General features: G+C 71.7%; 19 protein-coding genes and 1 pseudogene. 16 read left to right on the top strand and 4 right to left on the bottom strand.

Features of this window, described 5'->3' with window-relative positions:
• The first annotated feature begins 146 nt into the window (after positions 1–146).
• Both BLW57_RS17940 and BLW57_RS17935 read left to right on the top strand, forming a co-directional pair.
• On the top strand, positions 147–4,868 hold the full coding sequence (locus tag BLW57_RS17940; protein WP_093475776.1) for an RHS repeat-associated core domain-containing protein: 4,722 nt from the start codon (positions 147–149) through the stop codon (positions 4,866–4,868).
• A gap of 9 nt (positions 4,869–4,877) precedes the next feature.
• Positions 4,878–5,891, top strand: coding sequence for a hypothetical protein (locus BLW57_RS17935; protein ID WP_093475775.1), 1,014 nt, complete (start codon positions 4,878–4,880; stop codon positions 5,889–5,891).
• Here the strand turns inward: BLW57_RS17935 and BLW57_RS43105 are convergent.
• Together BLW57_RS43105 and BLW57_RS17925 are read right to left on the bottom strand one after the other, a co-directional pair.
• On the bottom strand, positions 5,888–6,010 hold the full coding sequence (locus BLW57_RS43105) for a DUF397 domain-containing protein (RefSeq protein WP_306822939.1): 123 nt from the start codon (positions 6,008–6,010) through the stop codon (positions 5,888–5,890). The two genes, BLW57_RS17935 and BLW57_RS43105, sit on opposite strands and share 4 nt — an antisense overlap.
• Before the next feature lie 34 nt (positions 6,011–6,044).
• Positions 6,045–6,745, bottom strand: a pseudogene (locus BLW57_RS17925) (Scr1 family TA system antitoxin-like transcriptional regulator).
• A 134-nt stretch (positions 6,746–6,879) separates the two neighbouring features.
• Here BLW57_RS17925 and BLW57_RS17920 point away from each other — a divergent pair.
• From BLW57_RS17920 to BLW57_RS17875, 10 genes are all read left to right on the top strand, one after another.
• Positions 6,880–8,589, top strand: coding sequence for an NAD-dependent malic enzyme (locus BLW57_RS17920; RefSeq protein ID WP_093480749.1), 1,710 nt, complete (start codon positions 6,880–6,882; stop codon positions 8,587–8,589).
• 113 nt (positions 8,590–8,702) lie between these two features.
• On the top strand, positions 8,703–9,497 hold the full coding sequence (locus BLW57_RS17915; RefSeq protein ID WP_093475772.1) for a TIGR03084 family metal-binding protein: 795 nt from the start codon (positions 8,703–8,705) through the stop codon (positions 9,495–9,497).
• A complete protein-coding gene (locus BLW57_RS17910) occupies positions 9,494–11,170 on the top strand; it encodes an acyclic terpene utilization AtuA family protein (RefSeq protein WP_093475770.1) in 1,677 nt (558 codons plus the stop codon). Before BLW57_RS17915 ends, BLW57_RS17910 begins: the two co-directional genes overlap by 4 nt.
• Positions 11,167–12,765 (top strand): acyl-CoA carboxylase subunit beta, encoded by a 1,599-nt coding sequence (locus BLW57_RS17905; RefSeq protein ID WP_093475769.1) that lies wholly within the window; start codon positions 11,167–11,169, stop codon positions 12,763–12,765. The genes BLW57_RS17910 and BLW57_RS17905 overlap by 4 nt, the downstream gene beginning before the upstream one ends.
• Positions 12,766–12,773: 8 nt before the next feature.
• Positions 12,774–14,627 carry an acetyl/propionyl/methylcrotonyl-CoA carboxylase subunit alpha gene (locus tag BLW57_RS17900; protein WP_093475767.1) on the top strand — a complete coding sequence of 618 codons (1,854 nt, stop codon included), beginning with the start codon at positions 12,774–12,776 and terminating at the stop codon, positions 14,625–14,627.
• Between the two features lie 7 nt (positions 14,628–14,634).
• A complete protein-coding gene (locus BLW57_RS17895; RefSeq protein ID WP_093475766.1) occupies positions 14,635–15,795 on the top strand; it encodes an acyl-CoA dehydrogenase family protein in 1,161 nt (386 codons plus the stop codon).
• Positions 15,796–15,819: 24 nt separating this feature from the next.
• On the top strand, positions 15,820–17,388 hold the full coding sequence (locus BLW57_RS17890; protein WP_093475764.1) for a 4-coumarate--CoA ligase family protein: 1,569 nt from the start codon (positions 15,820–15,822) through the stop codon (positions 17,386–17,388).
• Entirely contained in the window at positions 17,385–18,122 is a 738-nt protein-coding gene (locus tag BLW57_RS17885) for an enoyl-CoA hydratase family protein (RefSeq protein WP_093475763.1), read from the top strand. The genes BLW57_RS17890 and BLW57_RS17885 overlap by 4 nt, the downstream gene beginning before the upstream one ends.
• A gap of 4 nt (positions 18,123–18,126) precedes the next feature.
• Positions 18,127–18,762 (top strand): TetR/AcrR family transcriptional regulator, encoded by a 636-nt coding sequence (locus BLW57_RS17880; protein ID WP_093475761.1) that lies wholly within the window; start codon positions 18,127–18,129, stop codon positions 18,760–18,762.
• Between the two features lie 223 nt (positions 18,763–18,985).
• Positions 18,986–20,017, top strand: a complete 1,032-nt coding sequence (locus BLW57_RS17875; RefSeq protein ID WP_093475760.1) for an isopenicillin N synthase family dioxygenase — start codon at positions 18,986–18,988, stop codon at positions 20,015–20,017.
• Between the two features lie 49 nt (positions 20,018–20,066).
• On the opposite strand, the gene BLW57_RS17870 is transcribed toward BLW57_RS17875, so the two are convergent.
• Positions 20,067–21,167, bottom strand: a complete 1,101-nt coding sequence (locus BLW57_RS17870; protein WP_093475758.1) for a citrate synthase 2 — start codon at positions 21,165–21,167, stop codon at positions 20,067–20,069.
• Positions 21,168–21,343: 176 nt separating this feature from the next.
• Between BLW57_RS17870 and pdxH the strand changes: the two genes are divergently transcribed.
• From pdxH to BLW57_RS17855, 3 genes are all read left to right on the top strand, one after another.
• Positions 21,344–22,030 (top strand): pyridoxamine 5'-phosphate oxidase, encoded by a 687-nt coding sequence (gene pdxH / locus BLW57_RS17865; RefSeq protein WP_093475757.1) that lies wholly within the window; start codon positions 21,344–21,346, stop codon positions 22,028–22,030.
• 432 nt (positions 22,031–22,462) lie between these two features.
• A complete protein-coding gene (locus BLW57_RS17860) occupies positions 22,463–22,915 on the top strand; it encodes a GNAT family N-acetyltransferase (RefSeq protein WP_093475755.1) in 453 nt (150 codons plus the stop codon).
• A 111-nt stretch (positions 22,916–23,026) separates the two neighbouring features.
• Positions 23,027–24,445: a PAS domain-containing protein gene (locus tag BLW57_RS17855; protein ID WP_093480748.1), complete on the top strand. Its 1,419-nt coding sequence runs from the start codon at positions 23,027–23,029 to the stop codon at positions 24,443–24,445.
• A 49-nt stretch (positions 24,446–24,494) separates the two neighbouring features.
• Here BLW57_RS17855 and BLW57_RS17850 read toward each other — a convergent pair whose 3' ends face one another.
• Complete coding sequence (locus tag BLW57_RS17850) at positions 24,495–25,250, bottom strand: SIS domain-containing protein (RefSeq protein ID WP_093475754.1); 756 nt, start codon at positions 25,248–25,250, stop codon at positions 24,495–24,497.
• A 286-nt stretch (positions 25,251–25,536) separates the two neighbouring features.
• On the opposite strand from BLW57_RS17850, the gene BLW57_RS17845 reads away from it, so the two are divergent.
• Positions 25,537–26,229: an iron-dependent transcriptional repressor DtxR gene (locus BLW57_RS17845; RefSeq protein WP_093475752.1), complete on the top strand. Its 693-nt coding sequence runs from the start codon at positions 25,537–25,539 to the stop codon at positions 26,227–26,229.
• The last annotated feature ends 101 nt before the right edge of the window (positions 26,230–26,330 follow it).

Below are 26,330 nucleotides of genomic sequence, written 5' to 3'. Positions count from 1 at the left end.
CGACGACCCAGGGGACCTCCGATTTTCGAGCGGGCCACAACCTGGTTGCAACTGCGTCGGCCTGATTGAGCGTCATATGAAATGACTAGGATCCGTTCGCACGTGTGATGTGTGCTCGGCCGGCACGGGAAGGTGGTTGACGGGGGATGGGCTACGTCCTGCCCGGATGGCTCGACGAGATTCTGGATTTCATCGGCATCAACTTCCCGAACGTCGACGAGGACGACTACCGCGAGATGGCCGACGCCATGCGGGACTTCGCCGACAAGTTCGAGGGCCACGGCGCCGACGCCCACAAGGCGGTGGAGCGCATCCTCAGCTCGTCGCAGGGGTGGGCCGTCGACTCGATGGAGAAGCACTGGTCCCACGTCAAAACAGGGCACCTGGACAAGATCCCGGAACTGGCCCGGCTGTTCGCGGACGCGTGCGACGTCGTGGCCGACGTGATCTTCGGAATGAAGACCAAGGCGGAGGCCGAACTGGCCATCATGGCCGGTTCGGTGGGCTTGTCCATCGGTCTGTCGTTCGTCACCGGTGGCCTGTCGGCCGTCCTCGGGGCCGCGGAGACCGCGGCGATGCGGAAGCTCGTCAAGCGGATCATCGACGAGGCGGTCGACCGGATCGTGGACGAGTTGATCGCCCGGGTCACCGCGCCGGTCAACGCCAAACTGGAAGCGATGGTCGAGGACGTGGTCCTGGACCTGGCGAACGATGCTTTCTCCCTGCCGCCCGACCCGGCCGGTGCGGGAGGCGGCGAAGGCGGCCCCGCCGGACACGGTCACGGCCACAACGGCATGCAATTGGCCTCCGCGGGCGGGGCGGGCAGCGGCTTCGTCCTCGCCTCCGCAGGCGGCGGTGCCGGAGCGGACCTGTTCATCGACCATGACGAGTTCGAGAGCGGCGCCGGCAAGGTCTCGTCGCACGGCAGCGAACTGCATCTGGCCAGTTCCTCTCCGCTCGGCCGCGCCAAGGGGGCCTTCGGCCGAACCAAGGGCAAAGACCCCTTCACCAATGCCTTCGACTCGGTCCTTGAAGGCGCGCTGCACGGTTCCGAGAAGGCCCTCAAGAAGATCACCCGACACGTCACCGATACGGTCCCGGACCGCGTGAAGGCGGCATCGAGAACCCACAAGCAGAACGACCTCGACATCCGCAGCAAGCTGGACGGGCTCAGCCTGGGCAAGGGAAGAGGCAAGGGCGGAGGCGGACACGGGCGGCCCGGGGTGGACGGCGGCTCGGGACACGACCCGGCGGAACTATCCAAGCAGGGCCGTGCGATGCAGAACAGGCAGCTGTGCGGGGACCCGATCGACATGGCGACCGGGCAGATGGTCATGGTCCAGACCGACGTCGACCTGGCCGGTGTCCTGCCCTTGACCCTCCGCCGCACCCATGTGACCCGATACGACGGCGGACGCTTCTTCGGCCCGTCCTGGTGCTCCACGCTGGACGAACGGCTTGAAGACAAGAGCAGCGCGTCGGGCGGTGTGTGGTGGTACCGCGAGGACGGCTCGATCCTCGTCTACCCCCGACTCCCCGACCTCGTCGGCGACCGGGTGCAGCCGGTCGAGGGCGAGCGCCTGCCCCTCACGTATGTGACGGACGGCACGGCATATGTCCTGACCGTGCAGGACCCGCTCACCGGACTCAGGCGCTTCTTCGAACCGTCTCCGGCAGGAGACGGCGTGTGGTGGCTCACCGGCGTCGAGGACCGCAACCACAACGCCCTCACCATCGAGCGCGCCGACGACGACATACCCACCGCCGTCACTCATACCGGCGGCTACCGGGTCCGGATCGACGCCGACCCCGCCCACCGCCGCGTCACGGCGCTGCATCTGCTCACCGACGACGGCCCGGTGAGACTGCGCTGCTTCGCGTACGACGACGCCGGCGACCTCGTGGAGACGCGCGATGGGATGGACGCCCAGCTGCATCTCACGTACGACGCCGAGCATCGCATCACCGGCTGGCGGGACGCGCAGGACACCGTGTTCAGCTACACATACGACGACAGGGGCCGGGTCGTCGCCACCCAGGGCAGCGACGGCATCCTCGACTCCCGGATCGACTACGGCGACCCGGACGCCGACGGTGCGACGACCGTCACCTACACCGACTCCCTCGGCCACCCCACTGTCTACCGCGCCAACTGGCGTGGCCAGGTCGTCGCGGTCACCGATCCGCTAGGGAACACCGTCACTCAACGCTGGGACCGCTACGACCGTCTGGTGAGCCGCACGGATGCGGCGGGCGGCACCACGGTGTGGACCTGGGACGAGCACGGCAACCTCGTCGCGGTCCAGGAGGCCGACGGCACGGTCACCACGGCCGAGTACGACGAACACGGCATGCCGGTCGTCATGACCGGGCCCGACGGAGCCGTGTGGCGGTGCGCCTACGACCAGGCCGGCAACCACACCGAGCTGATGGCACCCGACGGCACGGTCACCCGCTACACGCACGACGAGCGCGGCGCCGTCACGGCGATCACCGATGCCCTCGGCGCCACAGAAACCTTCCGGCCCGACGCGGCCGGCCTGCCGATGTCTCGCACCGACGCCCTCGGCCGCACCTGGACCTTCACCCGCGACGGGTTTCGCCGCCCCACGTCGATAACCGATCCCCTCGGCGCCGTCACCAGCCTGGAGTGGGACGCCGAGGGCCGCCTGGTCCGCCGAACCGAACCCGACGGCACCCGACGGAGCTGGTCGTACGACGGCGAGGGCAACCGTCTGACCGAGACCGATGCCAATGGCGGCACCACCCACTACCGTTACACCCACTTCGGTCTGCTTGCCGCACGGACGCAGCCCGGAGGCGCGCGGTACGTGTTCGCGTACGACACCGAGTTGCGCCTCACCGAGGTCCGCAACTCGGCCGGGCAGTCCTGGACGTACGCCTACGACGCGGCGGGGCAGGTCGTCCGGGAGACCGACTTCGACGGCCGCAGTCTCACCTACACCCATGACCTCGGCGGCCGGTCGATCGCGCGTGTCAATCCGCTGGGGCAGACGGTCACGCAGCACTACGACGCGCTCGGTCGTCTCGCGGAGAAGGACGTCGACGGAACCGTCACCTCCTTCAGCTACGACCCGATGGGCCGGCTCCTGCGCGCGACATCTCCGCACAGCGCCATGGAGCTGGAGTGGGACGGGCAGGGCCGGCTGACGGCGGAGACGGTCGACGGCCGCACCCACCGCTACGCATACGACGCCGTGGGCCGCCGCACGAGCCGTACGACTCCCGGCGGCACGGTGACCACCCAGACGTACGACGCGGCCGGCAACCGTACGCGGATGGAACTGGCGGGTCGCCCACTGCGGTTCACGTACGACGTCGTCGGCCAGGAGCTCACGCGCACATTCGGTCCGCCCGACCGTGCCGTCACCCTCGCCACCTCCTGGGACACCCTCGGCCGCGTCAGCGAGCAGCACCTCGGCGTCGGGGGACACACCGTCCGCGCCCGCGCGTACACCTACCGGCCCGACCACCACATCCTGGCGGTCACCGACCGGCCGAGCGGTGAGACAAAGCGGTTCACGCTCGACCCGGACGGCCGGCCCACCGGTGTCGACGCCGGCAACTGGAGCGAACGCTACCTCTACGACGCCGAGGGCAACCAGACGGACGCCGCATGGCCCGACCGCGCACCCCATGCCGACGCACGCGGCCCGCGCAGCTACGAAGGAACCCGACTGAACGCGGCCGGCTCCCTGCACTACACGTACGATGCCGCGGGACGTGTCGTCGAGCGCCGCCGCAAGCGCCTGTCCCGTAAGCCGGAGGTCTGGCGCTACACCTGGGACGCCGAGGACCGGCTCACGTCCTGCACCACCCCCGACGGCGTCCTGTGGACGTACGGCTACGACGCTTTCGCGCGGCGCACCGCCAAGCGCCGCCACGCACCGGACGGGACGATCGTCGAGGAGACGGTCTTCTCCTGGGACGGCGGCCGCCTCTCCGAGCAGACCGACAGCACCACCCGAACCACCCTGACCTGGGAATACGACGGCTTCCGGCCCCTGGCACAGACCGAGAGCCGCCAAGCCGGCGACGAGCTGTCGGACATCGACTCGCGGTTCTTCGCGATCGTCACCGATGTCATCGGCACTCCCACCGAACTTGTCGGCGAGGACGGCGACATCGCCTGGCGCAGCCGTGCGGGCCAGTGGGGCGCCACCGCATGGAACCGCGACGCGACCGCGTACACGCCCTTGCGGTTCCCCGGCCAGTACGCCGACCAGGAGACCGGTCTCCACTACAACCACTTCCGCCACTACGACCCCGAACCCGGCCGCTACATCACCCCCGACCCCCTCGGTCTGGACCCGGCGCCCAACCCCGTCGGGTACGTGGACAACCCGGCGACCATGTCCGACCCGATGGGCCTCGCGCCGTGCATGCAGGCGATGGAGGACATGGCGGTGCAGATCAACAACCTCAAGCCGACCGCGATTCAGCGCGAGAAGCAGACCGTCGCGATCATCCACGCTCAGACCCCCAAGGGTCCGGTGACCTTCGTCGCCGGTACGAGCAAGAGCAAACTCGACGCGCAGCAGATTGCTCTGGCCAAGTCGTTGGGACTCGTGCCGATCCCCAACGACGCGTACATGAAGGTGCCGCCGAAGGTGAAGGGCGGTCACGCGGAGCAGAACATCCTCGCCTACATGAGCCGCTTGAACGCGGGGAAGGAAAAACCGGACTGGCTGCCCACCCACGGCGCCGCATCCAACAGTGTGTGCACGAAGTTCTGCTCCCCCCTGATCCGCGGCAGCAACGGCGCCATGTACGGCCTGGTGCATTCAGGGACCCAGGGAACCCAGCAGAAGCAGTTCTATTGGCCCGCGCGACACACTCCGGGGTAAACAACAACCATGGACTACGCACGTACCAGCGCCGAACTCCTCGCGGAGGAGGAACTTCCGGGGCTCACCGCCCGCGCCCGCGATCACCTCGACACCTTCCTGGTGCGCCACCGGGCCTGCTGGCTGGTCGCGGAGCACGGGGGCGTGATCATTGCGGCCCGGGTGGCCGCGGAGGGCTCCCGGGTCTTCGCCGAGCGGCGCCGTCTCCCGTCCGGCGAAGCGGGCGTGGCACCGGGTTTCGTGTCGCCGCTGCCCGACGGCGGGCTGGCGGTGGCCGCGAGCGGGAGTGTCACGGTGTATGACGCCGATGCGCGGGTGCGGTGGAGGCGCGGGTTCGAGCCGTGGTCCGATGCGCGGACCGCAGGGCCCGCGTGTGTCACCGACGGCGGGGGCAGCCGCCTGCTCGTCACGACCACCGGACCCGGCATGACGGACCGCCCCTATCCCGGTGACCGGTGCGTCGTCCTGGAGCTGAGCGACGGCCGGACCGTCACCCACACGACGCTGCCCTCCGCGAGCGCGGGCTACATCCTCCAGCAGTCGCTCACCGACCCCGCGCAGATCTTCCTCGACGCCCTGCAGGGCGACACGTTCCACTCCCGTGTGCTGACCCTGGAGGGCGACACCCTCCGCGCCGAACCCTTCGGCGACGACGAGCCGTTCGCCGGGGTGAGCGTCGATGGCGCGGTCGTCCAGTTGGACGTCGGGGGTGACTGGATCTGCCGCTGCGCGGCCGGCTCGGAGGAGGTCCTGGTCGAGGCCGAGGACGTCCTGCCCGAGGGACTGCGCTTCGTCGGCCACCGCGCCGGATTCCTCGACCCGGACCGCATTGTCGTGGCCGTTGCCGAGGAGGAGGACACGGAGGACAACCGCCACCTGATCCTGGACGGCCGCACGCTCCAGCCGGTCGGCGAACTCGACTATCCCGGCACCACCTGCTCCGATCCGCTCGCCCTCGGCGACGGCACCTGGCTGACCACGGAAGGCGACCTGGTGCGCAGGTGGCGGGTACCGCCGGTCTAGCCCTTCACCGACTCCACGAACGCCGACCAGGTGGTGGCCGGGAAGAGGAGGGTGGGGGTGGGGGCGGGGGTCTTCGAGTCGCGGACCGCTATGTGCGGGTCGAGGTCGGCAACCTCCACGCACTCGCCCCCGTTGCTGCCGCTGTAGGACGACCTACGCCACTGCGCACGCGCCAGGCCCGGTTTGCTCCCCATAGCGTTCCTCCCTAACGCGGGCGATCAGGGCCGCCGACTCCCTCGGGGAGAGAGATTCGGCCTGGAGGCGAGCCTAACCGACGGAACGCTCCTTGATGACCTGCGGATTGGCCGTCATATGGCCCGAGTCGTAGCTCTCGCTGTAGTACACGTCGGGGTGATCGCCGAACCGCAGGAGTGTGAACGAGCCCATCCGCACGGCCTCGTCCAGCACTGTCCAGAGCACGGGCGGATGCCCTCGCTCAAGGATCCGCTGACGTTCCAGTCGTGCCGCCACCATCTCGTCGAGTCGATCCCCCTGCTCGATGCTCAGAACGGCCCGCGCACAGCCCTCCGTCTGGAGAAGGCCGTAGACCAACTGGCACTGGTAAGCGGAGATGTAGGTCGCCTTGGCCTCCATCTCCGCGACCGGTTGGAACCAACCGGGCAACTGGCTCCGCAGCACCATCCCCACCAGGCGCGAGAACAACCCAGCCGTTCGGAGAAGTCCCGTGGCGGCACCCTCGCCGCCGTTTCGATCTGGCCGATCAGCGACCCCGTGCAGAATACGACCGCGCCGAGCTGCGCCAGCGTCAGTCCGGCGGACTCTCTCGCCCGCCGCAGCTCGTAGCCGTAGTAGTCCAGCGGCGAGGCGCTCGGGTCCAGTTCGCGGCTGCGCACACCCACCACCTCCCCTCACCGAGAGTAGCGAGCGGCATGCGCCGTGGAGTCGGCAACGCGTGAACGTCACCCTGCGGATCCTCCTGCCCTCCGTCACCCTGGAAGAGGAGAATCGGAACCGGAGAGGTGATCCAGTGACCGGGAACAGCGGCTCCCCCCGACCCCTCAGGATCACCGCCCGCGGCCGGGCCGTGCTCGCCGATCCCCGGATCAACCGCGGTACGGCGTTCACCGAGGAGCAGCGCCGGGCGCTGGACCTGGTAGGGCTGGTCCCGCCCCGCGTGCTCACCCAGGACGAGCAGGCCGACCGCGCCTACGGGCAGTTCCGGGACCAGGCCGGCGACCTCGCGAAGAGCGTGTACCTGACCGCCCTGCACGACCGCAACGAGGTGCTGTTCTACCGTCTCGTCGGCGACCACCTGGAAGAGATGCTGCCCATCGTCTACACCCCGACGGTCGGCACGGCGATCCGCCGCTACAGCACCGAGTACCGCCGCCCCCGCGGCGTCTACCTCTCCGTGGACGCCCCCGAGGACGTCGAACGCTCCCTGCGCGCGAGCGGCCTCGGCGCCGACGACGTCGACCTGATCGTGGCCACGGACGGCGAGGGCATCCTCGGCATCGGCGACTGGGGTGTCGGCGGGATCGACATCGCGGTCGGCAAGCTGGCCGTCTACACGGCCGCCGCCGGCATCGACCCGCGCCGCACCCTGCCCGTCATGCTCGACGTCGGCACCAACCGAGGGGAACTCCTCGACAACCCCCTCTACCTGGGCAACCGGCACCCGCGCGCCGACCGCGACACCTACGACGCCTTCATCGACGCCTACGTCACCACCGCGGCCAGGCTCTTCCCGAACGCCCTGCTGCACTGGGAGGACTTCGGCCCCGCCAACGCCCGCCGCGTCCTCGACCGCTACCGCGACCAGGTCTGCACCTTCAACGACGACATCCAGGGCACCGGCGCGGTCAACCTGGCCGCCGTCCTCTCCGGTGTCCGCGCCACCGGTGTGCCGCTGCGCGAGCACCGGATCGTGGTCTTCGGCGCGGGTACCGCCGGTATCGGGGTCGCCGACCAGTTGCGGGACGCCCTCGTCGGGGAGGGTCTGTCCGTCGAGCAGGCCACCGACCGCTTCTGGTGCGTCGACCGCTACGGCCTGCTCACCGCCGACCAGGGTGACGAGCTGCGCGACTTCCAGCTGCCGTACGCCCGCCCGGTGGGCGGGACCGACGGCTGGCGGCGCGACGAGAGCCTGCCCGGGATCCCGCTCGGCGAGGTCGTCCGCCGGGTCCGCCCGACCGTCCTCATCGGCACCTCCGGTCAGGGCGGCGCCTTCACCGAGGACATCGTCCGCGAGATGGCCGCCCACACCGGACGGCCGATCATCCTGGCCATGTCCAACCCCACCGAACTGGCCGAGGCCACCCCCGCCGACCTGCTCGACTGGACCGACGGCAAGGCCCTGGTCGCCACGGGCAGCCCCTTCGCCCCGGTCGAGCGGGCCGGGACGACGTACGAGATCGGGCAGGCCAACAATGCCCTGGTCTTCCCCGGGTTGGGACTCGGGGCGATCGCCGCGCGGGCGTCCCGGATCACCGACCGGATGCTCCGCGCGGCGGCGGACGCGGTGGCCCGCCGGACCGGTGACGCGGACGTCGCCCGGCTGGACGCGCCGGTCCTGCCGCCGATCCGGGAACTGCGCGGCACCTCCGAGGCGGTCGCCGTGGCCGTGGCCCGGACGGCCGTCGAGGAGGGCGTCGCCCGGACCGTCCCGGACGACGTCGAGGCGGCCGTGCGCGCGGCGCGGTGGGAGCCGGTGTACCCGCCGGTGGAGGCCGTCTGACCGACGGCGACCGGCCAGGTCCCGGCCGCCCTGTCTCCGTGGACCGGGCAGCCCGCCGTAAATTCATGCAAGCACGCTTGATTGTTTCTGGGCCCGCTGCCATGCTCCCTCCCATGGCCGACCCGACGCCCGTCATCGACGACCTGCGTGCCGAGAGCGACGAACTCGACCTGCTCGTAGCCGAGTTGAGCACCGAGCAGTGGACGCTTCCGACTCCCGCGCCCGGCTGGACCGTCGCCCACCAGATCGCGCACCTCGCCTGGACCGACCACTCGGCGCTGCTGGCCGTCACCGACGCCGACGCCTTCCGCACGCTGGTCGAGAAGGCCCTCACCCGCCCCGGCTCGTTCGTCGACGAGGGCGCGGAGGACGGCGCCCGGCTCCCGGTCGCGGAGCTGCTGTCGTCGTGGCGCGCGGGCCGCACCGCCCTGGACGCGGCCCTGCGCGAGGCGCCATCCGGCGGCCGTTTCCCCTGGTACGGGCCACCCATGTCCACCGCGTCCATGGCCACCGCCCGGCTGATGGAGACCTGGGCCCACGCCCTGGACGTCGCCGACGCCCTGGGCGTGGTGCGCCCGCCCACCGCCCGGCTCCGGCACGTGGCGCGGCTCGGGGTGCGGACCCGCGACTTCGCCTTCGGGGTGCACGGACTCACCCCGCCCGCCGGGGAGTTCCGGGTGGAACTGACCGCGCCCGACGGCGGGACGTGGGCGTACGGCCCCGAGGACGCCCCGCAGCGCGTCACCGGACCCGCCCTCGACTTCTGCCTCCTGGTCACCCAGCGCGCCCACCGCGGCGACCTCGCGCTGAGTGCCGAGGGCCCCGACGCCGACCGCTGGCTGGACATCGCCCAGGCCTTCGCGGGTCCGCCCGGCACCGGCCGCCCGCCCAAGGAGGGCGCCGAGTGAACCCGCTGCGCATCGGCAACTTCTCCGGCTTCTACGGCGACCGCTCCGACGCCCTGCGCGAGATGCTCACCGGCGGTGAACTCGACGTCCTCACCGGCGACTACCTCGCCGAGCTGACCATGCTGATCCTCGCCCGCGACCGGCTGAAGGACCCGTCCGCCGGGTACGCCCGCACCTTCCTGCGCCAACTGGAGGACTGCCTCGGCCTCGCCCACGAGCGCGGGGTGCGGATCGTCACCAACGCGGGCGGCCTCAACCCGGCCGGACTCGCCGACGCCATCCGGCAGCTGGCGGGCCGGCTCGGCATCCCGGCGAAGGTCGCGCACGTCGAGGGCGACGACCTCACCGCCGCGCACCCCGGCACCCTCGCCGCCCACGCCTACCTCGGCGGGTTCGGCATCGCCGAGTGCCTGCGGGCCGGTGCGGACGTGGTGGTCACCGGCCGGGTCACCGACGCGGCCCTGGTCACCGGACCCGCCGCCGCCCACTTCGGCTGGCGGCCGGGGGACCACGACCGCCTCGCCGGCGCGGTCGTCGCCGGGCACGTCCTGGAGTGCGGGACGCAGGCCACCGGCGGCAACTACGCGTTCTTCCGGGAGGGCGACGTACGCCGTCCCGGCTTCCCGCTCGCCGAGATCCACGCCGACGGCAGCAGCGTCGTCACCAAGCACCCCGGCACCGGCGGCTTCGTCGACGTCGGCACGGTCACCGCCCAGCTGCTGTACGAGACCGGGGGCGGCCGGTACGCGGGACCCGACGTCACCGCCCGGCTGGACACCGTAAGGCTGAGCCAGGACGGACCGGACCGGGTGCGGATCGAAGGAGTGCGCGGAGAGGCGCCACCGCCCACGCTCAAGGTGGGGCGCAACCGGCTGGGCGGCTTCCGCAACGAGGTCGTCTTCGTCCTCACCGGGCTCGACATCGAGGCCAAGGCGGACCTGGTCCGCGAGCAGCTGTCCGACGCGCTCGCCAAGTCGCCGCCCGCCGAAACCCGTTGGGAGCTGGTCCGCACCGACCGGGCCGACGCCGGCACCGAGGAGACCGCCAGCGCCCTGCTGCGGCTCGTCGTACGGGACCCGGACCAGCAGGCCGTCGGGCGGGCGCTGAGCGGGGCCGCCGTCGAACTGGCGCTGGCCAGCTACCCGGGCTTCCACGTGCTGGCCCCACCCGGAAAGGGCGCCCCCTACGGGGTCTTCGAGGACGTGTACGTCCCCCAGGACACCGTCGACCACGAGGCGGTCCTGCACGACGGACGCCGGGTCCCCGTCCGGCCGCCCCGCGAGACACGCGCCCTGGACGACGTACCGCCACCGCCGCCGCCCGGGCCCCCGCCACCCGGACCGACCCGGCGCGCCCCCCTCGGCTTGGTCGCCGGAGCCCGCAGCGGCGACAAGGGCGGCAACGCCAACGTCGGCGTGTGGGCACGGTCGGACGCGGCCTGGCGATGGCTCGCCCACGAACTCACCACCGACCGCTTCCGGCAGCTGATCCCCGAGAGCGACGGCCTCCGCGTCACCCGGCACCCGCTCCCCAACCTGCGCGCCCTCAACTTCGTCGTCGAAGGCATCCTCGGCGCGGGCGTCGCCGCCCAGCACCGCTTCGACCCGCAGGCCAAGGCCCTCGGCGAATGGCTGCGCTCCCGCCACCTGGACATTCCGGAGACCCTCCTGTGACGGTTCTCAGCACCTCCCTGGACCCCGCGAGCGCCGACCACCAGGCGGCCCGCGAGACCATGCTCGCCAAGCTCGCCGACCTGGACGCCGAGCACGCCAAGGCGCTCGCCGGCGGCGGCGACAAGTACGTCGCCCGGCACCGGGCGCGCGGCAAGCTGCTCGCCCGCGAACGCATCGAGCTGCTCCTCGACCCCGACACCCCCTTCCTGGAGCTGTCCCCGCTCGCCGCCTGGGGCAGCGACTACACCGTCGGCGCCTCCCTGGTCACCGGCATCGGCGTGGTCGAGGGCGTGGAGTGCCTGATCACCGCCAACGACCCGACCGTGCGTGGCGGCGCCAGCAACCCCTGGAGCCTGAAGAAGGCCCTGCGCGCCAACGACATCGCCCTCGCCAACCGGCTGCCCTGCATCAGCCTCGTGGAGTCCGGCGGCGCCGACCTGCCCTCGCAGAAGGAGATCTTCATCCCCGGCGGGGCCATCTTCCGCGACCTCACCCGGCTCTCCGCCGCCGGCATCCCGACCGTCGCCGTCGTCTTCGGCAACTCCACCGCCGGGGGCGCCTACGTCCCCGGCATGTCCGACCACGTGATCATGGTCAAGGAACGCGCCAAGGTGTTCCTCGGCGGGCCGCCGCTGGTGAAGATGGCCACCGGCGAGGAGAGCGACGACGAGTCCCTCGGCGGCGCCGAGATGCACGCGCGCGTCTCCGGCCTCGCCGACTACTTCGCCGTGGACGAGCCCGACGCCCTGCGGCAGGCCCGCCGCGTCGTCGCCCGCCTCAACCACCGCAAGGCGCACCCGGACCCCGGCCCGGCCGCACCGCCGAAGTACGACCCGGAGGAACTCCTCGGCATCGTCCCCGGCGACCTGAAGACCCCCTTCGACCCGCGCGAGGTCATCGCCCGGATCGTCGACGCCTCCGACTTCGACGAGTTCAAGCCGCTGTACGGCACGAGCCTCGCCACCGGCTGGGCGAGCCTGCACGGCTACCCCGTCGGCATCCTCGCCAACGCCCAGGGCGTCCTGTTCAGCGAGGAGTCCCAGAAGGCCGCCCAGTTCATCCAGCTCGCCAACCAGCGCGACATCCCGCTGCTCTTCCTGCACAACACCACCGGCTACATGGTCGGCAAGGAGTACGAGCAGGGCGGCATCATCAAACACGGCGCGATGATGATCAACGCGGTCAGCAACAGCCGGGTCCCCCACCTGTCCGTGCTCATGGGCGCCTCCTACGGCGCCGGGCACTACGGCATGTGCGGCCGCGCCTACGACCCCCGCTTCCTGTTCGCCTGGCCCAGCGCCAAGTCCGCCGTCATGGGCCCGCAGCAGCTCGCAGGCGTCCTCTCGATCGTCGCCCGGCAGTCGGCGGCGGCCAAGGGACAGCCCTACGACGACGACGCGGACGCCGCCCTGCGCGCGATGGTGGAGCAGCAGATCGAGTCCGAGTCGCTGCCCATGTTCCTGTCCGGGCGGCTCTACGACGACGGCGTCATCGACCCGCGCGACACCCGCACCGTCCTCGGCCTGTGCCTGTCCGCCCTCCACACCGCCCCCTACGAGGGCGCGCGCGGCGGCTTCGGCGTCTTCCGGATGTGAGGAACCCAGTGATCACTTCTGTCCTCGTCGCCAATCGCGGCGAGATCGCCTGCCGCATCTTCCGCACCTGCGCGGAACTCGGCATCCGCACCGTCGCCGTGCACTCCGACGCCGACGCCGACGCGCTGCACACCCGCACGGCCGACACGGCCGTACGGCTGCCCGGCGCCGCCCCCGCGGACACCTACCTGCGCGGCGACCTCGTCGTGAAGGCCGCCCTGGCCGCCGGCGCGGACGCCGTCCACCCCGGCTACGGCTTCCTCTCCGAGAACCCCGACTTCGCCCGCGCCGTCATCGACGCCGGCCTGACCTGGATCGGCCCGCCCCCGGGGGCCATCGAGGCCATGGCGTCCAAGACCCGTGCCAAGGAACTCATGGGCCTCGCTCCCCTCGCGGCGGCCGACGTCACCGAGGACGACCTGCCGCTCCTGGTGAAGGCCGCCGCGGGCGGCGGAGGCCGCGGCATGCGCATCGTGCGCCGCCTCCACGAACTGCCCGACGCCCTGGACGGCGCACGCGCCGAGGCCGCGAGCGCCTTCGGCGACGGCGAGGTCTTCGTGGAGCCGTACATCGAGCACGGCCGCCACGTCGAGGTGCAGATCCTCGCCGACACCCACGGCACCGTCCGGCACCTCGGCACCCGCGACTGCTCCCTCCAGCGCCGCCACCAGAAGGTCGTCGAGGAGGCCCCGGCACCCGGACTGCCGGACGCGCTCACCGAGGAGCTGTACACACTCGCCGTACGCGCCGCACGCGCCGTCTCCTACGTCGGCGCCGGCACGGTCGAGTTCCTGGTCGCCGACGGCCGCGCGCACTTCCTGGAGATGAACACCCGCCTCCAGGTCGAACACCCCGTCACCGAGGCGGTGTTCGGCATCGACCTGGTCGCGGAGCAGATCCGCGTCGCCGAGGGCCACCCCCTGTCCGCCGAGCCGCCCACCGCGCACGGCCACGCCGTCGAGGCCCGCCTGTACGCCGAGGACCCCGCCCGCGACTGGGCCCCCCAGACCGGCACCCTCCACCACCTCGCCGTACCGGCGGGCGTCCGCCTGGACACCGGCTACACCGGCGGCGACGAGATCGGCGTCCACTACGACCCGATGCTCGCCAAGATCGTCGCCCACGCCCCCACCCGGGCGGAAGCGATCCGCAAGCTGGCCGGCGCACTCGAACGCACCGCCCTGCACGGCCCGGTCACCAACCGCGACCTGCTCCTCCGCTCCCTGCGGCACGACGAGTTCACCGCGGCCCGCATGGACACCGGCTTCTACGACCGCCACCTCGGCGAACTCACCGGGCCCGCCCCCGACCCCCTCGCCCCGCTGGCCGCCGCCCTCGCCGACGCCCACGGCCGCTCCCGTTTCGGCGGCTGGCGCAACGTCCCCGCACAGCCCCAGACCAAACGGTACGAGCTGGCGGGCGAGGAGATCGAGGTCAGCTACCGGCACACCCGGGACGGACTCGCCGCCGACGGCGTCCGCGTCGTCCACACCGACGCGCACACCGCCGTACTCGAAGCCGACGGCGTCCGGCACCGGTTCGAGATCGCCCGGTACGGCGACCAGGTGTACGTCAACACCACCCGCCTCACCGCCCTGCCCCGCTTCCCCGACCCCACCGCCCAGCTCGCCCCCGGCTCCCTGCTCGCACCGATGCCGGGCACGGTCGTCCGCATCGCCGAAGACCTGCGGGAAGGCACGACCGTGCAGGCCGGCCAGCCCCTGATCTGGCTGGAGGCGATGAAGATGCAGCACCGGATCACCGCACCCGTCACCGGCACGCTCAGCGCCCTGCACGCCAAGGCCGGCCAGCAGGTCGAGCCGGGCATGCTGCTCGCCGTCGTACAGGAAACCTCGTCCTAGGAGCCCCATGACTCCCGTTATCGAGTCCGAAGAGCACAAGGCCCTCCGATCCGCCGTCGCCGCACTCGGCAAGCGCTACGGCCGCGACTACCTCACCCGCACCATCGCCGAGGGCAAGCACCTCACCGAACTCTGGTCCGAGGCAGGCAAACTGGGCTACCTCGGCGTCAACCTCCCCGAGCAGTACGGCGGAGGCGGCGGCGGCATCACCGACCTCTCCATCGTCCTCGAAGAACTGGGCGCCGCCGGCTCCCCGCTCCTCATGCTCGTCGTGTCCCCGGCCATCTGCGGCACCGTCATCTCCCGCTTCGGCACCGAGGAACAGAAGCGCACCTGGCTCCCCGGACTCGCCGACGGCACCCGCATCATGGCCTTCGGCATCACCGAACCCGACGCCGGCTCCAACAGCCACCGCATCACCACCACCGCCCGCAAGGACGGCGCGGACTGGCTCCTCACCGGCCGCAAGGTCTTCATCTCCGGCGTCGACATGGCCGAGGCCGTCCTGATCGTCGGCCGCACCGAGGACGCCCGCACCGGACGCCTCAAGCCGTGCCTGTTCATCGTCCCCACCGACGCCGAGGGGTTCCACAAGAACCCCATCGACATGGAACTCAAAGCGGCCGAGAAGCAGTTCGAGCTCGTCCTCGACGACGTACGGCTCCCCGCCGACGCACTCGTGGGCGACGAGGACGCCGGGCTGCTGCAACTGTTCGCCGGACTCAACCCGGAACGGATCATGACCGCCGCGTTCGCGATCGGCATGGGCCGCCACGCCCTCGGCAAGGCCGTCGAGTACGCCCGCGACCGCACCGTCTGGAAAGCCCCCATCGGCGCCCACCAGGCCATCGCCCACCCCCTCGCCCAGGCCCACATCGACCTGGAACTGGCCCGGCTGATGATGCAGAAAGCGGCCCACCTCTACGACGCCGGCGACGACATCGGCGCGGGCGAGGCCGCCAACATGGCCAAGTACGCCGCCGGAGAAGCCTGCGTGAAAGCCGTCGACCAGGCCGTGCACACCCTCGGCGGCAACGGACTCACCCGCGAATTCGGCCTCGCCTCATTGATAACCGCCGCACGCGTGGCTCGTATTGCTCCGGTGAGCCGGGAGATGATTCTCAACTACGTCTCCCACCAGACCCTGGGCCTGCCCAAGTCGTACTGACCGACCTGAGCGCGAGGAGGAACCGTGTTCCGCAGCGAGTACGCAGACGTTCCGCCCGTAGAACTCCCCATCCACGAAGCCGTCCTCGGCCGGGCCGCCGCATTCGGCGACCGGGCCGCCCTCATCGACGGCACGGACGGCACCAGCCTCACGTACGAGCAGGTGGACCGGTTCCACCGGCGCCTCGCCGCCGCCCTCGCCGACACCGGCGTCCGCAAGGGCGACGTCCTCGCCCTGCACAGCCCCAACACCATCGCCTTCCCGACCGCCTTCTACGCGGCCACCCGCGCGGGCGCCTCCGTCACCACCGTCCACCCCCTCGCCACACCCGAGGAGTTCGCCAAACAGCTCGCCGACAGCGGCGCCCGCTGGATCATCACCGTCTCCCCGCTGCTGGCCGCCGCCCGCCGCGCCGCCGAACTCGCCGGGGGCATACGGGAGATATTCGTCTGCGATCAGGCATCCGGACACCGCTCCCTCATCGACCTGCTCGCCACCACCGCACCCGAACCACGCGTCGACATCGACCCGGCCGAGGACATCGCCGCACTGCCGTACTCCTCCGGCACCACCGGCACCCCCAAAGGCGTGATGCTCACCCACCGCCAGATCGCCACCAACCTCGCCCAGGTCGAACCCGCCGTCCCCGCGGGCCCCGGCGACCGCATCCTCGCCGTCCTGCCGTTCTTCCACATCTACGGCCTCACCGCCCTCATGAACGCGCCCCTGCGCCACGGCGCCACCGTCGTCGTCCTGCCCCGCTTCGACCTCGAAACCTTCCTCGCCGCGATCCAGACCCACCGCATCACCGGCCTCTACGTCGCCCCGCCGATCGTCCTCGCCCTCGCCAAACACCCCGCGGTCACCCACTACGACCTGTCCTCGCTGGAGTACGTCATCAGCGCCGCCGCCCCCCTCGACGCCCAGCTCGCCCGCGCCTGCGCCGAACGCCTCGGCCTGCCCCCCATCGGCCAGGCCTACGGCATGACCGAGCTGTCCCCCGGCACCCACGTCGTCCCCCTCGACCGCCTCCACCAGGCCCCCGCCGGCACCGTCGGCCGACTCATCGCCGGCACCGAGATGCGCATCGTCTCCCTCGACGACCCCGGCAAGGACCTCGGCACCGGCGAACCCGGCGAGATCCTCATCCGCGGTCCCCAGGTCATGAAGGGCTACCTCGGCCGCCCCGACGCCACCGACGCCATGATCGACACCGACGGCTGGCTGCACACCGGCGACGTCGGCCACGTCGACACCGACGGCTGGCTCTTCGTCGTCGACCGCGTCAAGGAACTCATCAAGTACAAGGGCTTCCAGGTGGCCCCCGCCGAACTGGAAGCCCTGCTGCTCACCCACCCCGGCATCGCCGACGCCGCCGTCATCGGCGCCTACAACGAGGACGGCAACGAAGTCCCGCACGCCTTCGTCGTCCGCCAGCCCACCGTCGACGACCTGAACGAGAACGAGGTCATGCTGTACGTCGCCGAACACGTCGCCCCCTACAAACGGGTCCGCCGGGTCACCTTCCTCGACGCCGTACCCCGCGCCGCCTCCGGGAAGATCCTGCGCCGGGAACTCAGGGAGCACGCATGACCCCGCCCATCGGCCGCACCCGCGACCGCGCCGTCGAAACCCTCAGCCTCGACGCCGTCGACACCCGCAACGCGCTCTCCGCGACCCTCGTCGACGCCCTCGCCGCCGCCCTCACCGACTGCGCCGCCGACGACGACGTACGCGCCGTCGTCCTGACCCACACCGGCAACACCTTCTGCGCCGGCGCCGACCTCCGCGACCCGCCCCACCCCGACGCCCTCGTCGGCCTGCTCCGGCAGATCGTCGCCCTGCCCAAGCCCGTCGCCGCCCGGATCACCGGCCACGTCCGCGCCGGCGGCCTCGGCCTGCTCGCCGCCTGCGACCTGGCCGCCGCCTCCCACACCGCCACCTTCGCCTTCACCGAGGTCCGCATCGGAGTCGCCCCCGCGGTGATCTCCCTGCCCCTGCTGCCCCGCGCCGACCCCCGCGCCCTCGCCCGCTACTACCTCACCGGCGAACGCTTCGGCCCACCGGAAGCCCTCCGCCTGGGCCTGCTCTCGGCCACCGCCGACGACGCCGACGAAGCCCTCGCCCCCCTCCTCGACGGCCTGCGCCGCTCCTCACCCCAGGCCCTCGCGGAGACGAAACGGCTGCTCACGGCTAGGGTGCTGGAGACATTCGACCGGGACGCGGCCCACCTCACCGCACTCTCGGCCCGGCTGTTCTCCTCCGACCAGGCCCGGGAGGGGATGACGGCCTTCCTGGAACGACGGGACGCGGCATGGGTGGTGTGAACACGTGAGCACGACGGCGGAACACGGACGCCCGCCCGGACCGGACCCCAAACCCGACCGCAGCCCCAAACAGGACCGCAGCCGCGCCACCCGGCAACGACTCCTCGAAGCCGCCGTCGCCTGCCTCGCCGAACACGGCTGGGCAGGCTCCACGGTGTCCGTCGTCGCCGAACGCGCCGGCGTCTCCCGGGGCGCCGCCCAGCACCACTTCCCCACCCGCGAGGACCTGTTCACCGCGGCCGTCGAATACGTCGCCGAAGAACGCTCCACCGCCCTGCGCGCCCTCTTCCCGCACGGCACCACCGGTGACCACCGCACCGTCGTCACCGCCGTCGTCGACCTCTACACCGGCCCTCTCTTCCGCGCCGCCCTCCACCTGTGGGTCGCCGCCTCCAACGAGGACCAGCTGCGCGCACGCGTCACCGAACTCGAGGCCCGCGTCGGCCGCGAGACCCACCGCATCGCCGTCGACCTCCTCGACGCCGACGAATCCCGCCCCGGCGTCCGCGAAACCGTCCAGGGCTTCCTCGACATGGCCCGCGGCCTCGGCCTCGCCAACCTCCTCACCGACGACACCACCCGCCGCGAACGCGTCGTCGCCCAGTGGGCCGCCCTCCTGGAGCAGGCACTCACCCGGTGAGCCGCGTCACACGCGTATCCGACGGCACGCAGTACCCTTGCCCCATGCTTCCGATGCTCGTCCGACGCCGCCACGTGGACTACGTGCGCGTCACGAGCATGGGCTGTCGGCGCTTCTCCGCCTGACACAGCCCCCTGCCTTCTTCTCTTTCTCCCTCTTTCCGGCACCCGGGGCCGCCACACCCCCGCGGCCACCCGTGCCCCGTACACCCTGCGGACGCATCATGACCCAGCACATCGCGACGACCCCGTCGTACGACCAGCTCCCGATCGTCGATCTGTCGGCCGCCGACCGCGGCCCCCGGGCCCGCGCCCTGCTCCACGCCCAGCTGCACAGCGCCGCCCACGACGTCGGCTTCTTCCAGCTCGTCGGACACGGCGTGCCCCGCGCCGAGACCGACGCCCTGCTCACCGCGATGCGCGCCTTCTTCACCCTCCCCGATGCCGACCGGCTCGCCATCGACAACGTCAACTCCCCCCACTTCCGCGGCTACACCCGCACCGGCGACGAACGCACCGCCGGCGCCCGCGACTGGCGCGACCAGCTCGACATAGGCGCCGAACGCCCTGCCCGCGAACCCGGCCCCGGCGAACCCCCCTACTGGTGGCTCCAGGGCCCCAACCAGTGGCCCGCCGCCCTCCCCGAACTGCGCACCGCCGCCCTCGCCTGGATCGACAGGCTCAGCGCCGTCGCCCAGCGCCTCCTGCACGAACTGCTCACCGCCATCGGCGCCCCCGCGGGCTTCTACGACCCGATCTTCGGCGAGCACGCCCACCCGCACCTCAAGCTCGTCCGCTACCCCGGCAGCGCCGGCGACGGCACCGACCAGGGCGTCGGCGCCCACAAGGACTACGGCTTCCTCACCCTGCTCCTCCAGGACACCGTCGGCGGCCTCCAGGTCCAGCGCGAGGACGGCCGCTTCCACGAAGTCCCGCCCATCGAGAACGCCTTCGTCGTCAACCTCGGCGAACTCCTCGAAGTCGCCACCAACGGCTACCTGCTGGCCACCAACCACCGAGTGGTCAGCCCGCCCGGCGCCACCGAGCGCTTCTCCGTCCCGTTCTTCTACAACCCCCGCCTGGACGCCCGGATCGAACCCCTGCCCTTCCCGCACGCGTCCACCGCCCCCGGCATCACCGACGACCCCACCAACCCCCTGTACGCCGAGTACGGCTACAACGAACTCAAGGGCAAGCTGAGGGCACACCCGCTGGTGGCCGAGAGGCACCACACGGACCTGCTCACCCCGGCGTGAGCGACAGGGGGCGCGAGCGGCAGCCGCCACGCGCCCCCGGCCGCCTCTCCTAGTGGGCGATGTCCGCGTACCCCGAGACGTCCTCCGGCCGACGGGGCCCCGGCCCCACATACCGGGCCGACGGCCGCACCAGCCGCCCCGTCCGCTTCTGCTCCAGAATGTGCGCCGACCACCCCGCGGTCCGCGCACACGTGAACATCGACGTGAACATGTGCGCCGGCACCTCCGCGAAGTCCAGCATGATCGCCGCCCAGAACTCCACGTTCGTCGCCAGCACCCGGTCCGGCCGGCGATTGTGCAACTCCTCCAGCGCGGCCTTCTCCAGCGCCTCCGCGATCTCGAACCTCGGCGCCCCCAGCTCCCGCGCCGTACGCCGCAGCACCCGCGCCCGCGGATCCTCCGCCCGGTACACCCGGTGCCCGAACCCCATCAGCCGCTCACCCCGGTCCAGAGCCTGCTTGACGTAGGCCTGCGCGTCCCCGGTCCGCTCGATCTCCTCGATCATCCCCAGCACCCGCGACGGCGCCCCGCCGTGCAGCGGCCCCGACATCGCACCGACCGCCCCCGACAGCGCGGCGGCCACGTCCGCACCGGTGGAGGCGATGACCCGCGCCGTGAACGTCGACGCGTTCATCCCGTGCTCGGCGGCCGACGTCCAGTACGCGTCCACGGCGGCCACGTGCTTCGGGTCCGGCTCACCCCGCCAGCGGATCATGAACCGCTCCACGACCGAGCCCGCCTTGTCGATATCCCGCTGCGGCACCATCGGCAGACCCTGCCCCCGCGCGGACTGGGCGACGTACGACAGCGCCATCACCGCGGCCCGGGCCAGATCGGCGCGCGCCTGCTCCTCGTCGATGTCCAGCAGCGGCTTCAGACCCCACACCGGTGCGAGCATGGCCAGCGCGGACTGCACGTCCACCCGGATGTCACCGGAGTGCACCGGGATCGGGAACGGCTCCGCGGGCGGCAGACCCGGATTGAAGGCCCCGTCGACCAGCAGCCCCCACACGTTGCCGAAGGAGACGTGCCCGACCAGATCCTCGATGTCGACGCCCCGGTAGCGCAGGGCACCGCCCTCCTTGTCGGGTTCGGCGATCTCCGTCTCGAACGCGACGACTCCTTCGAGCCCGGGTACGAAATCGGACATCAGGCGGCTCCTAGTGATGTGTCGGCGGCGGTCACCCCGGTGATGCCCCGATCGGCCGGTGGTCACCCGTGGTCACCCATACCGCAAGGGAACCAGCACGATAACCCCCGGTGCCGCACTTGGGGAGACCACTCGACACCCGGTGCCACGGCCGTCCGATACGGCAGGATGACCGCGTGACCGACCGCGAACCCCTCCTGGACCCCGTCCTCGACCCCGCCGCCATGCGCAAGCAGTACCGGGCCGAGGGCCTCGCCGAACAGGACCTGGCCACGCACCCCATGGACCAGTTCGCCCGCTGGTTCGAGGACGCCGCCCGCGCGGCCCTCCACGGCACGGTCTACGAACCCAACGCGATGATCGTCTCCACCGCGGACGCCGCCGGCCGCCCCAGCACACGCACGGTCCTGATGAAGCAGTTCGACACCGACGGCTTCGTCTTCTACACCAACTACAACTCCCGCAAGGCCCGCGACCTCGCGGAGAACCCGCACATCTCGCTGCTCTTCCCCTGGCACCCGCTGGCCCGCCAGGTCATCGTCACCGGCACCGCCCACCGCACCGGCCGCGACGAGACCGCCGCCTACTTCCGCACCCGCCCGCACGGCTCCCAGTTGGGCGCCTGGGCCAGCGCCCAGTCCACGGTCATCGCCTCCCGCACGGAACTCCAGGCCGCCTACGACGACCTCGCATCCCGCTACCCCGAGGGCGAACAGGTCCCGGTCCCGCCGCACTGGGGCGGCTACCGCATCACCCCGGACACGATCGAGTTCTGGCAGGGCCGCGAGAACCGCCTCCACGACCGCCTGCGCTACACCGCCACCCCGGACGGAACCTGGCGGACGGAACGCCTGAGTCCTTGAGAACGCAGACGACCCGCGGGCTGGGTTCCTCAGTGAGGAGCCGGCCGGACGTACCGGCAGCCCGCGGGTCGGGTGACTGCGTTGGATTGGGCCGGCCGCGTGTTTCGCACACACGCTGGTCCGGCACCGCACAAAGTGTGGTGGCGGGCCGCTAGCCCGCAGCCACCTCGCGCGTCCGGGTTTCACTCATGTACCCGATCACCTCCTTTCCGCTTGCCGACAAGCCTAAGAAGGACACCGGCCCGCCTCAACTGGTTTTCGCGGACATCGACGCGACGTTTTGCTGCCGCACGCCGTAGCCGTACCCATCGCCCCGTTGCAGGAGCCGTAGATGCAGGTGGGAGACCGCCCTGATGATCGAGAAGACCGACGGTCACCGAATCTCCCCCAATTTCCGAACAGGTGGACGTCGCGGCTGGTAGAGGTGCTCGCATGAGTGATCTTCGGATGGTGGTCGTCGAGGGCGACGAGATGCTCGAACAGTGGCGGCACGTGCACAACGCCGTGGTGCCGGTCGCTGCCATGTCGGTGGTGGACGCCCGGGAGCGGGTGGGGCGGTACCGGCTGGAGAACGCCTACGTGGGGGACGTGCTTGTCGGGTGTTCCACCGTGCGGCCGCCGGTGGACGGGGTGGCCACCGTGATCGCGCGTGTGCTGCCGGGGTACCGGGGGCAGGGGTTCGGTACGGCGCTGTACAAAAACGGGCTGGCGCGAGCGCGTGAGCTGGGTGCCGGGGTGATCGAGACGTGTGTGCTGGCGGCGAACGCGGACGGGCTGCGGTTCGCCGTGCGGCGCGGGTTCGTGGAGATCGAACGCTATGTGCTGGACGGGGAGCGGGACGAGTGGGTGGACCTGCGGCTCGCACCGGAAGTCGACCGGCATTGATTCGGCAATCTTGCGGGAACAGGATGTGGGCTGTGTCACGTTCGAGTTGAATGAAGGCCAGTGAGCGAACCGAGCGCCGACGTGCGCCGACGCAGCCTCCAGGGGGTCCAGGTGAGTGCTTCCCGGCGAAGTGGGACCACGGACGAGCTGGGGCCGGACGAGCCCGGTGAGCCCGGCGGTTCCGACCTGCTCGCCGCGCTGCTGGACGGCATGGACGCGGCGCTGTGCGCCTTCGACGCCGACGGGGTCGTGACCCACTGGAACCGGGAGGCGGAGCGGATCCTCGGGTGGACCGCCGCCGAGGCCGTCGGGCGGCACGGGTTCGCCGGGTGGGCGGTGCGCAGCGCGGACGCCGAGGAGGTGCAGGCCCGGCTGATGTCGGCCATGCACGCGCCGGGGCGGCAGGTGCACGAGTTCGCGCTGGTCACGAAGGACGGCGGCCGGGTGCTCGTGCGGACGCAGTCCGCCGCGGTGCGGGGGCCGGAGGGCAAGCCCGCGGGTGTGTACTGCGCGTTCAGCGAGGTGCACGCGCAGATCGATCTGGAGCGGTCGATCGCGTTGAGCGAGGCGCTGTTCGAGGACGCGGCGTGGGGTGTGGTCCTCGTGGACGCCGATCTGCGGCCGGCCGTGGTGAACGCGCACGCGGCGCGCTCGCTGGGTATCGGGCGTACGTCCGCGCTGGGCCGGCCGCTCGGTGAGCTGCTCGCGCAGGGTGTGGAGGAGCTGGAGGCCGCGCTCACGCATGTGCTGGCCGAGGGTGCGCCGCCCGCGCCGGCCGAGATGTGGGTGGCCGTGCGCACGCCGGAGGGTGAGAAGCGGCGGTGCTGGCGGAGCGGGTTCCTGCGGCTGGCGTCGCCGCTGGCGGAGGAGCCGGTGCCACTCGGGGTCGGCTGGCTGTTCCAGGATGTGACGGAGGCCAGGCAGGCCGAGCAGGAGGCGGCTCTGCTGCGGTTCCGTACGAACCAGTCGCATCGCGCGGCCCGTGCGGCGGCCGAGTGCGAGGATCCGGTGGAGGCGGCGACGGTCCACCTGGACTTCGCGCTCGCCGGTTTCGCCGATCACGCGCTGGTCGACCGGCTGGCGGGTGCGCGGCCCGCGGCTGGTGAGGACGCGGGTGGTGAGGACGCGGCTCCGGTGCGGCTGGTGCGGCTCGCGGCCACGCCCGCGGGGGCGCCGGGCCCGAGTGTGCCGACCGGTGCGGCCGGGCTGCCCGTGCGGTACGAGGCGGGGCATCCGGCGTTGAGTTGCGTGGAGCGGGCCGGGACGGTGCGTGCGGACGCGGGGTCGGTCCCGGCGGAGCGGGCGCGTGCCTGGGCGCTGGAGCGGCAGTGGCCGGCGGACGCGGTGCACGGGTTGTGCGCGGTGCTGCGGAGCCGGGGGCGGACGCTGGGTGTGGTGACGTTCCTGCGTGGGGCGGGCCGCAGCCGGTTCGAGCGGTCCGACACGGCCTACGCGGAGGATGTGGCGGGGCGCATCGCGGCGGCGCTGGACCTGGCGGAGGCGGTTCGCCGGGGTGCGGCGGGGGAGTAGGGCGGCCCCTGTCCCCCTGATGTGCCCCGGGTGACGGCGGTGCCGGCGTTCAGTGGCGGTAGAAGATCCGGTCGCCGTACTCGCGCATGACGCGGCCGTTCCATTCGTGGCCGCCGTCGACGTTGCCGGAGCGCAGGAGCGGGGGTTCGATGCCGCGGTCGGCCAGGGTGGCGGCGGCGGTGGCCATGACGGCCTGCATGAGGGCCGCGGTGACGACGGTGGAGGCGGGGGCGAAGGGCGCCGGGATGGTGTCGAGGGTGAGTTCCGCGTCGCCGACCGCGATCTTCGAGTCGAGGACGACGTCGCAGTGGTCCTTGAGGAAGGTGCCGGAGGCGTGCCGGGAGGTGGTCTCCGAGGCGTAGGCGACGGAGGTGACGCCGATGACCTTCACGCCTCGGGTCCGGGCGCTCATGGCCATCTCGACGGGGAGGGCGTTGCGGCCGGAGAGGGAGATGATCAGGAGGGCGTCGCCGGCGCGGACCGGTGAGGTGTCGAGGACGGCGCTCGCGAGGCCGTCGACGCGTTCGAGGGCGGAGCCGAGGGTGGCCGGGGTGACGTCGACGCCGACGACGCCGGGTACGGCGAGCAGGTTCATCAGGGCGAGGCCGCCGGCGCGGTAGACGACGTCCTGGGCGGCGAGTGAGGAGTGTCCGGCGCCGAAGGCGAACAGACGGCCGCCGGCGGCGACGGTGTCGGCGAGCAGGGTGCCGGCGGTGGCGATCGTCCCGGCCTCCTCCTCGCGGACCCGTTGCAGCAGGTTGATGGCGGCGTCGAAGAACAGGTCGGCAGGCGTGCCGTCGCTCATGCGGTGCCCCTTCGCAGCGTCTGTGTCGTGGATCACCGTGAGGTCTGGACCAGTGTGGTGTCAATACGGCCGGGGTTCTCGTGTGCCGGTGCCCGGGGGGCGCCCGGTGCGGTGCTGGTCAGGGGTGCGGAAGCCGTACGGCCGGTCGCGCGGCCCGGTGCCGGTGGGGCGGGTTCCCGGCTCACGTTTCGCCGGTCCTCCCCGCTTGTCAGTGGGATCCGGCAGAATTGGGTGCAGGGCCAGCGCACGCGGCCGGGCTGCCGGCAGAGGTTATCGAGGGGCACGTATGTCCGGACTGATCGACACCACGGAGATGTACCTCCGCACCATCCTCGAGCTCGAAGAGGAAGGCGTCGTTCCCATGCGCGCCCGCATCGCGGAGCGGCTCGACCAGAGCGGGCCGACCGTGAGTCAGACGGTGGCGCGGATGGAGCGCGACGGCCTGGTGGCCGTCGCGAGCGACCGTCATCTGGAGCTCACGGACGAGGGCCGCCGGCTGGCGACGCGCGTGATGCGCAAGCACCGGCTGGCGGAGTGTCTGCTGGTCGATGTGATCGGCCTGGAGTGGGAGCAGGTGCACGCGGAGGCGTGCCGCTGGGAGCACGTGATGAGCGAGGCCGTGGAGCGGCGTGTGCTGGAGCTGCTGCGGCATCCGACCGAGTCTCCGTACGGCAACCCGATCCCGGGTCTGGAGGAGCTGGGCGAGAAGGACGGCGCCGATCCGTTCCTGGACGAGGGCATGGTCTCGCTGGCGGACCTGGATCCGGGGACGGACGGGAAGACGGTCGTGGTCCGCCGTATCGGCGAGCCGATCCAGACGGACGCGCAGCTGATGTACACGCTGCGGCGGGCGGGTGTGCAGCCCGGTTCGGTGGTGAGCGTGACGGAGTCGGCCGGCGGGGTGCTGGTGGGCAGCGGCGGTGAGGCGGCCGAGCTGGAGGCGGACGTCGCCTCGCACGTGTTCGTCGCCAAGCGCTGAGCAAGGGAGGGCCCCGGCGCCGTGTGGCGCCGGGGCCTGTCCTCCCCTGTTCCGACCCGGAGCCCCGAGCTCCCAGGGTCGTCCCCTCGGACCGCTTTTCC

The organism is Streptomyces sp. 1222.5 (genome assembly GCF_900105245.1).
GTDB classification, from domain to species: Bacteria; Actinomycetota; Actinomycetes; order Streptomycetales; family Streptomycetaceae; genus Streptomyces; species Streptomyces albidocamelliae.
The sequence above is the reverse complement of the archived record's forward strand: the minus strand, read 5'-3'. Positions and strand labels throughout refer to the sequence as shown.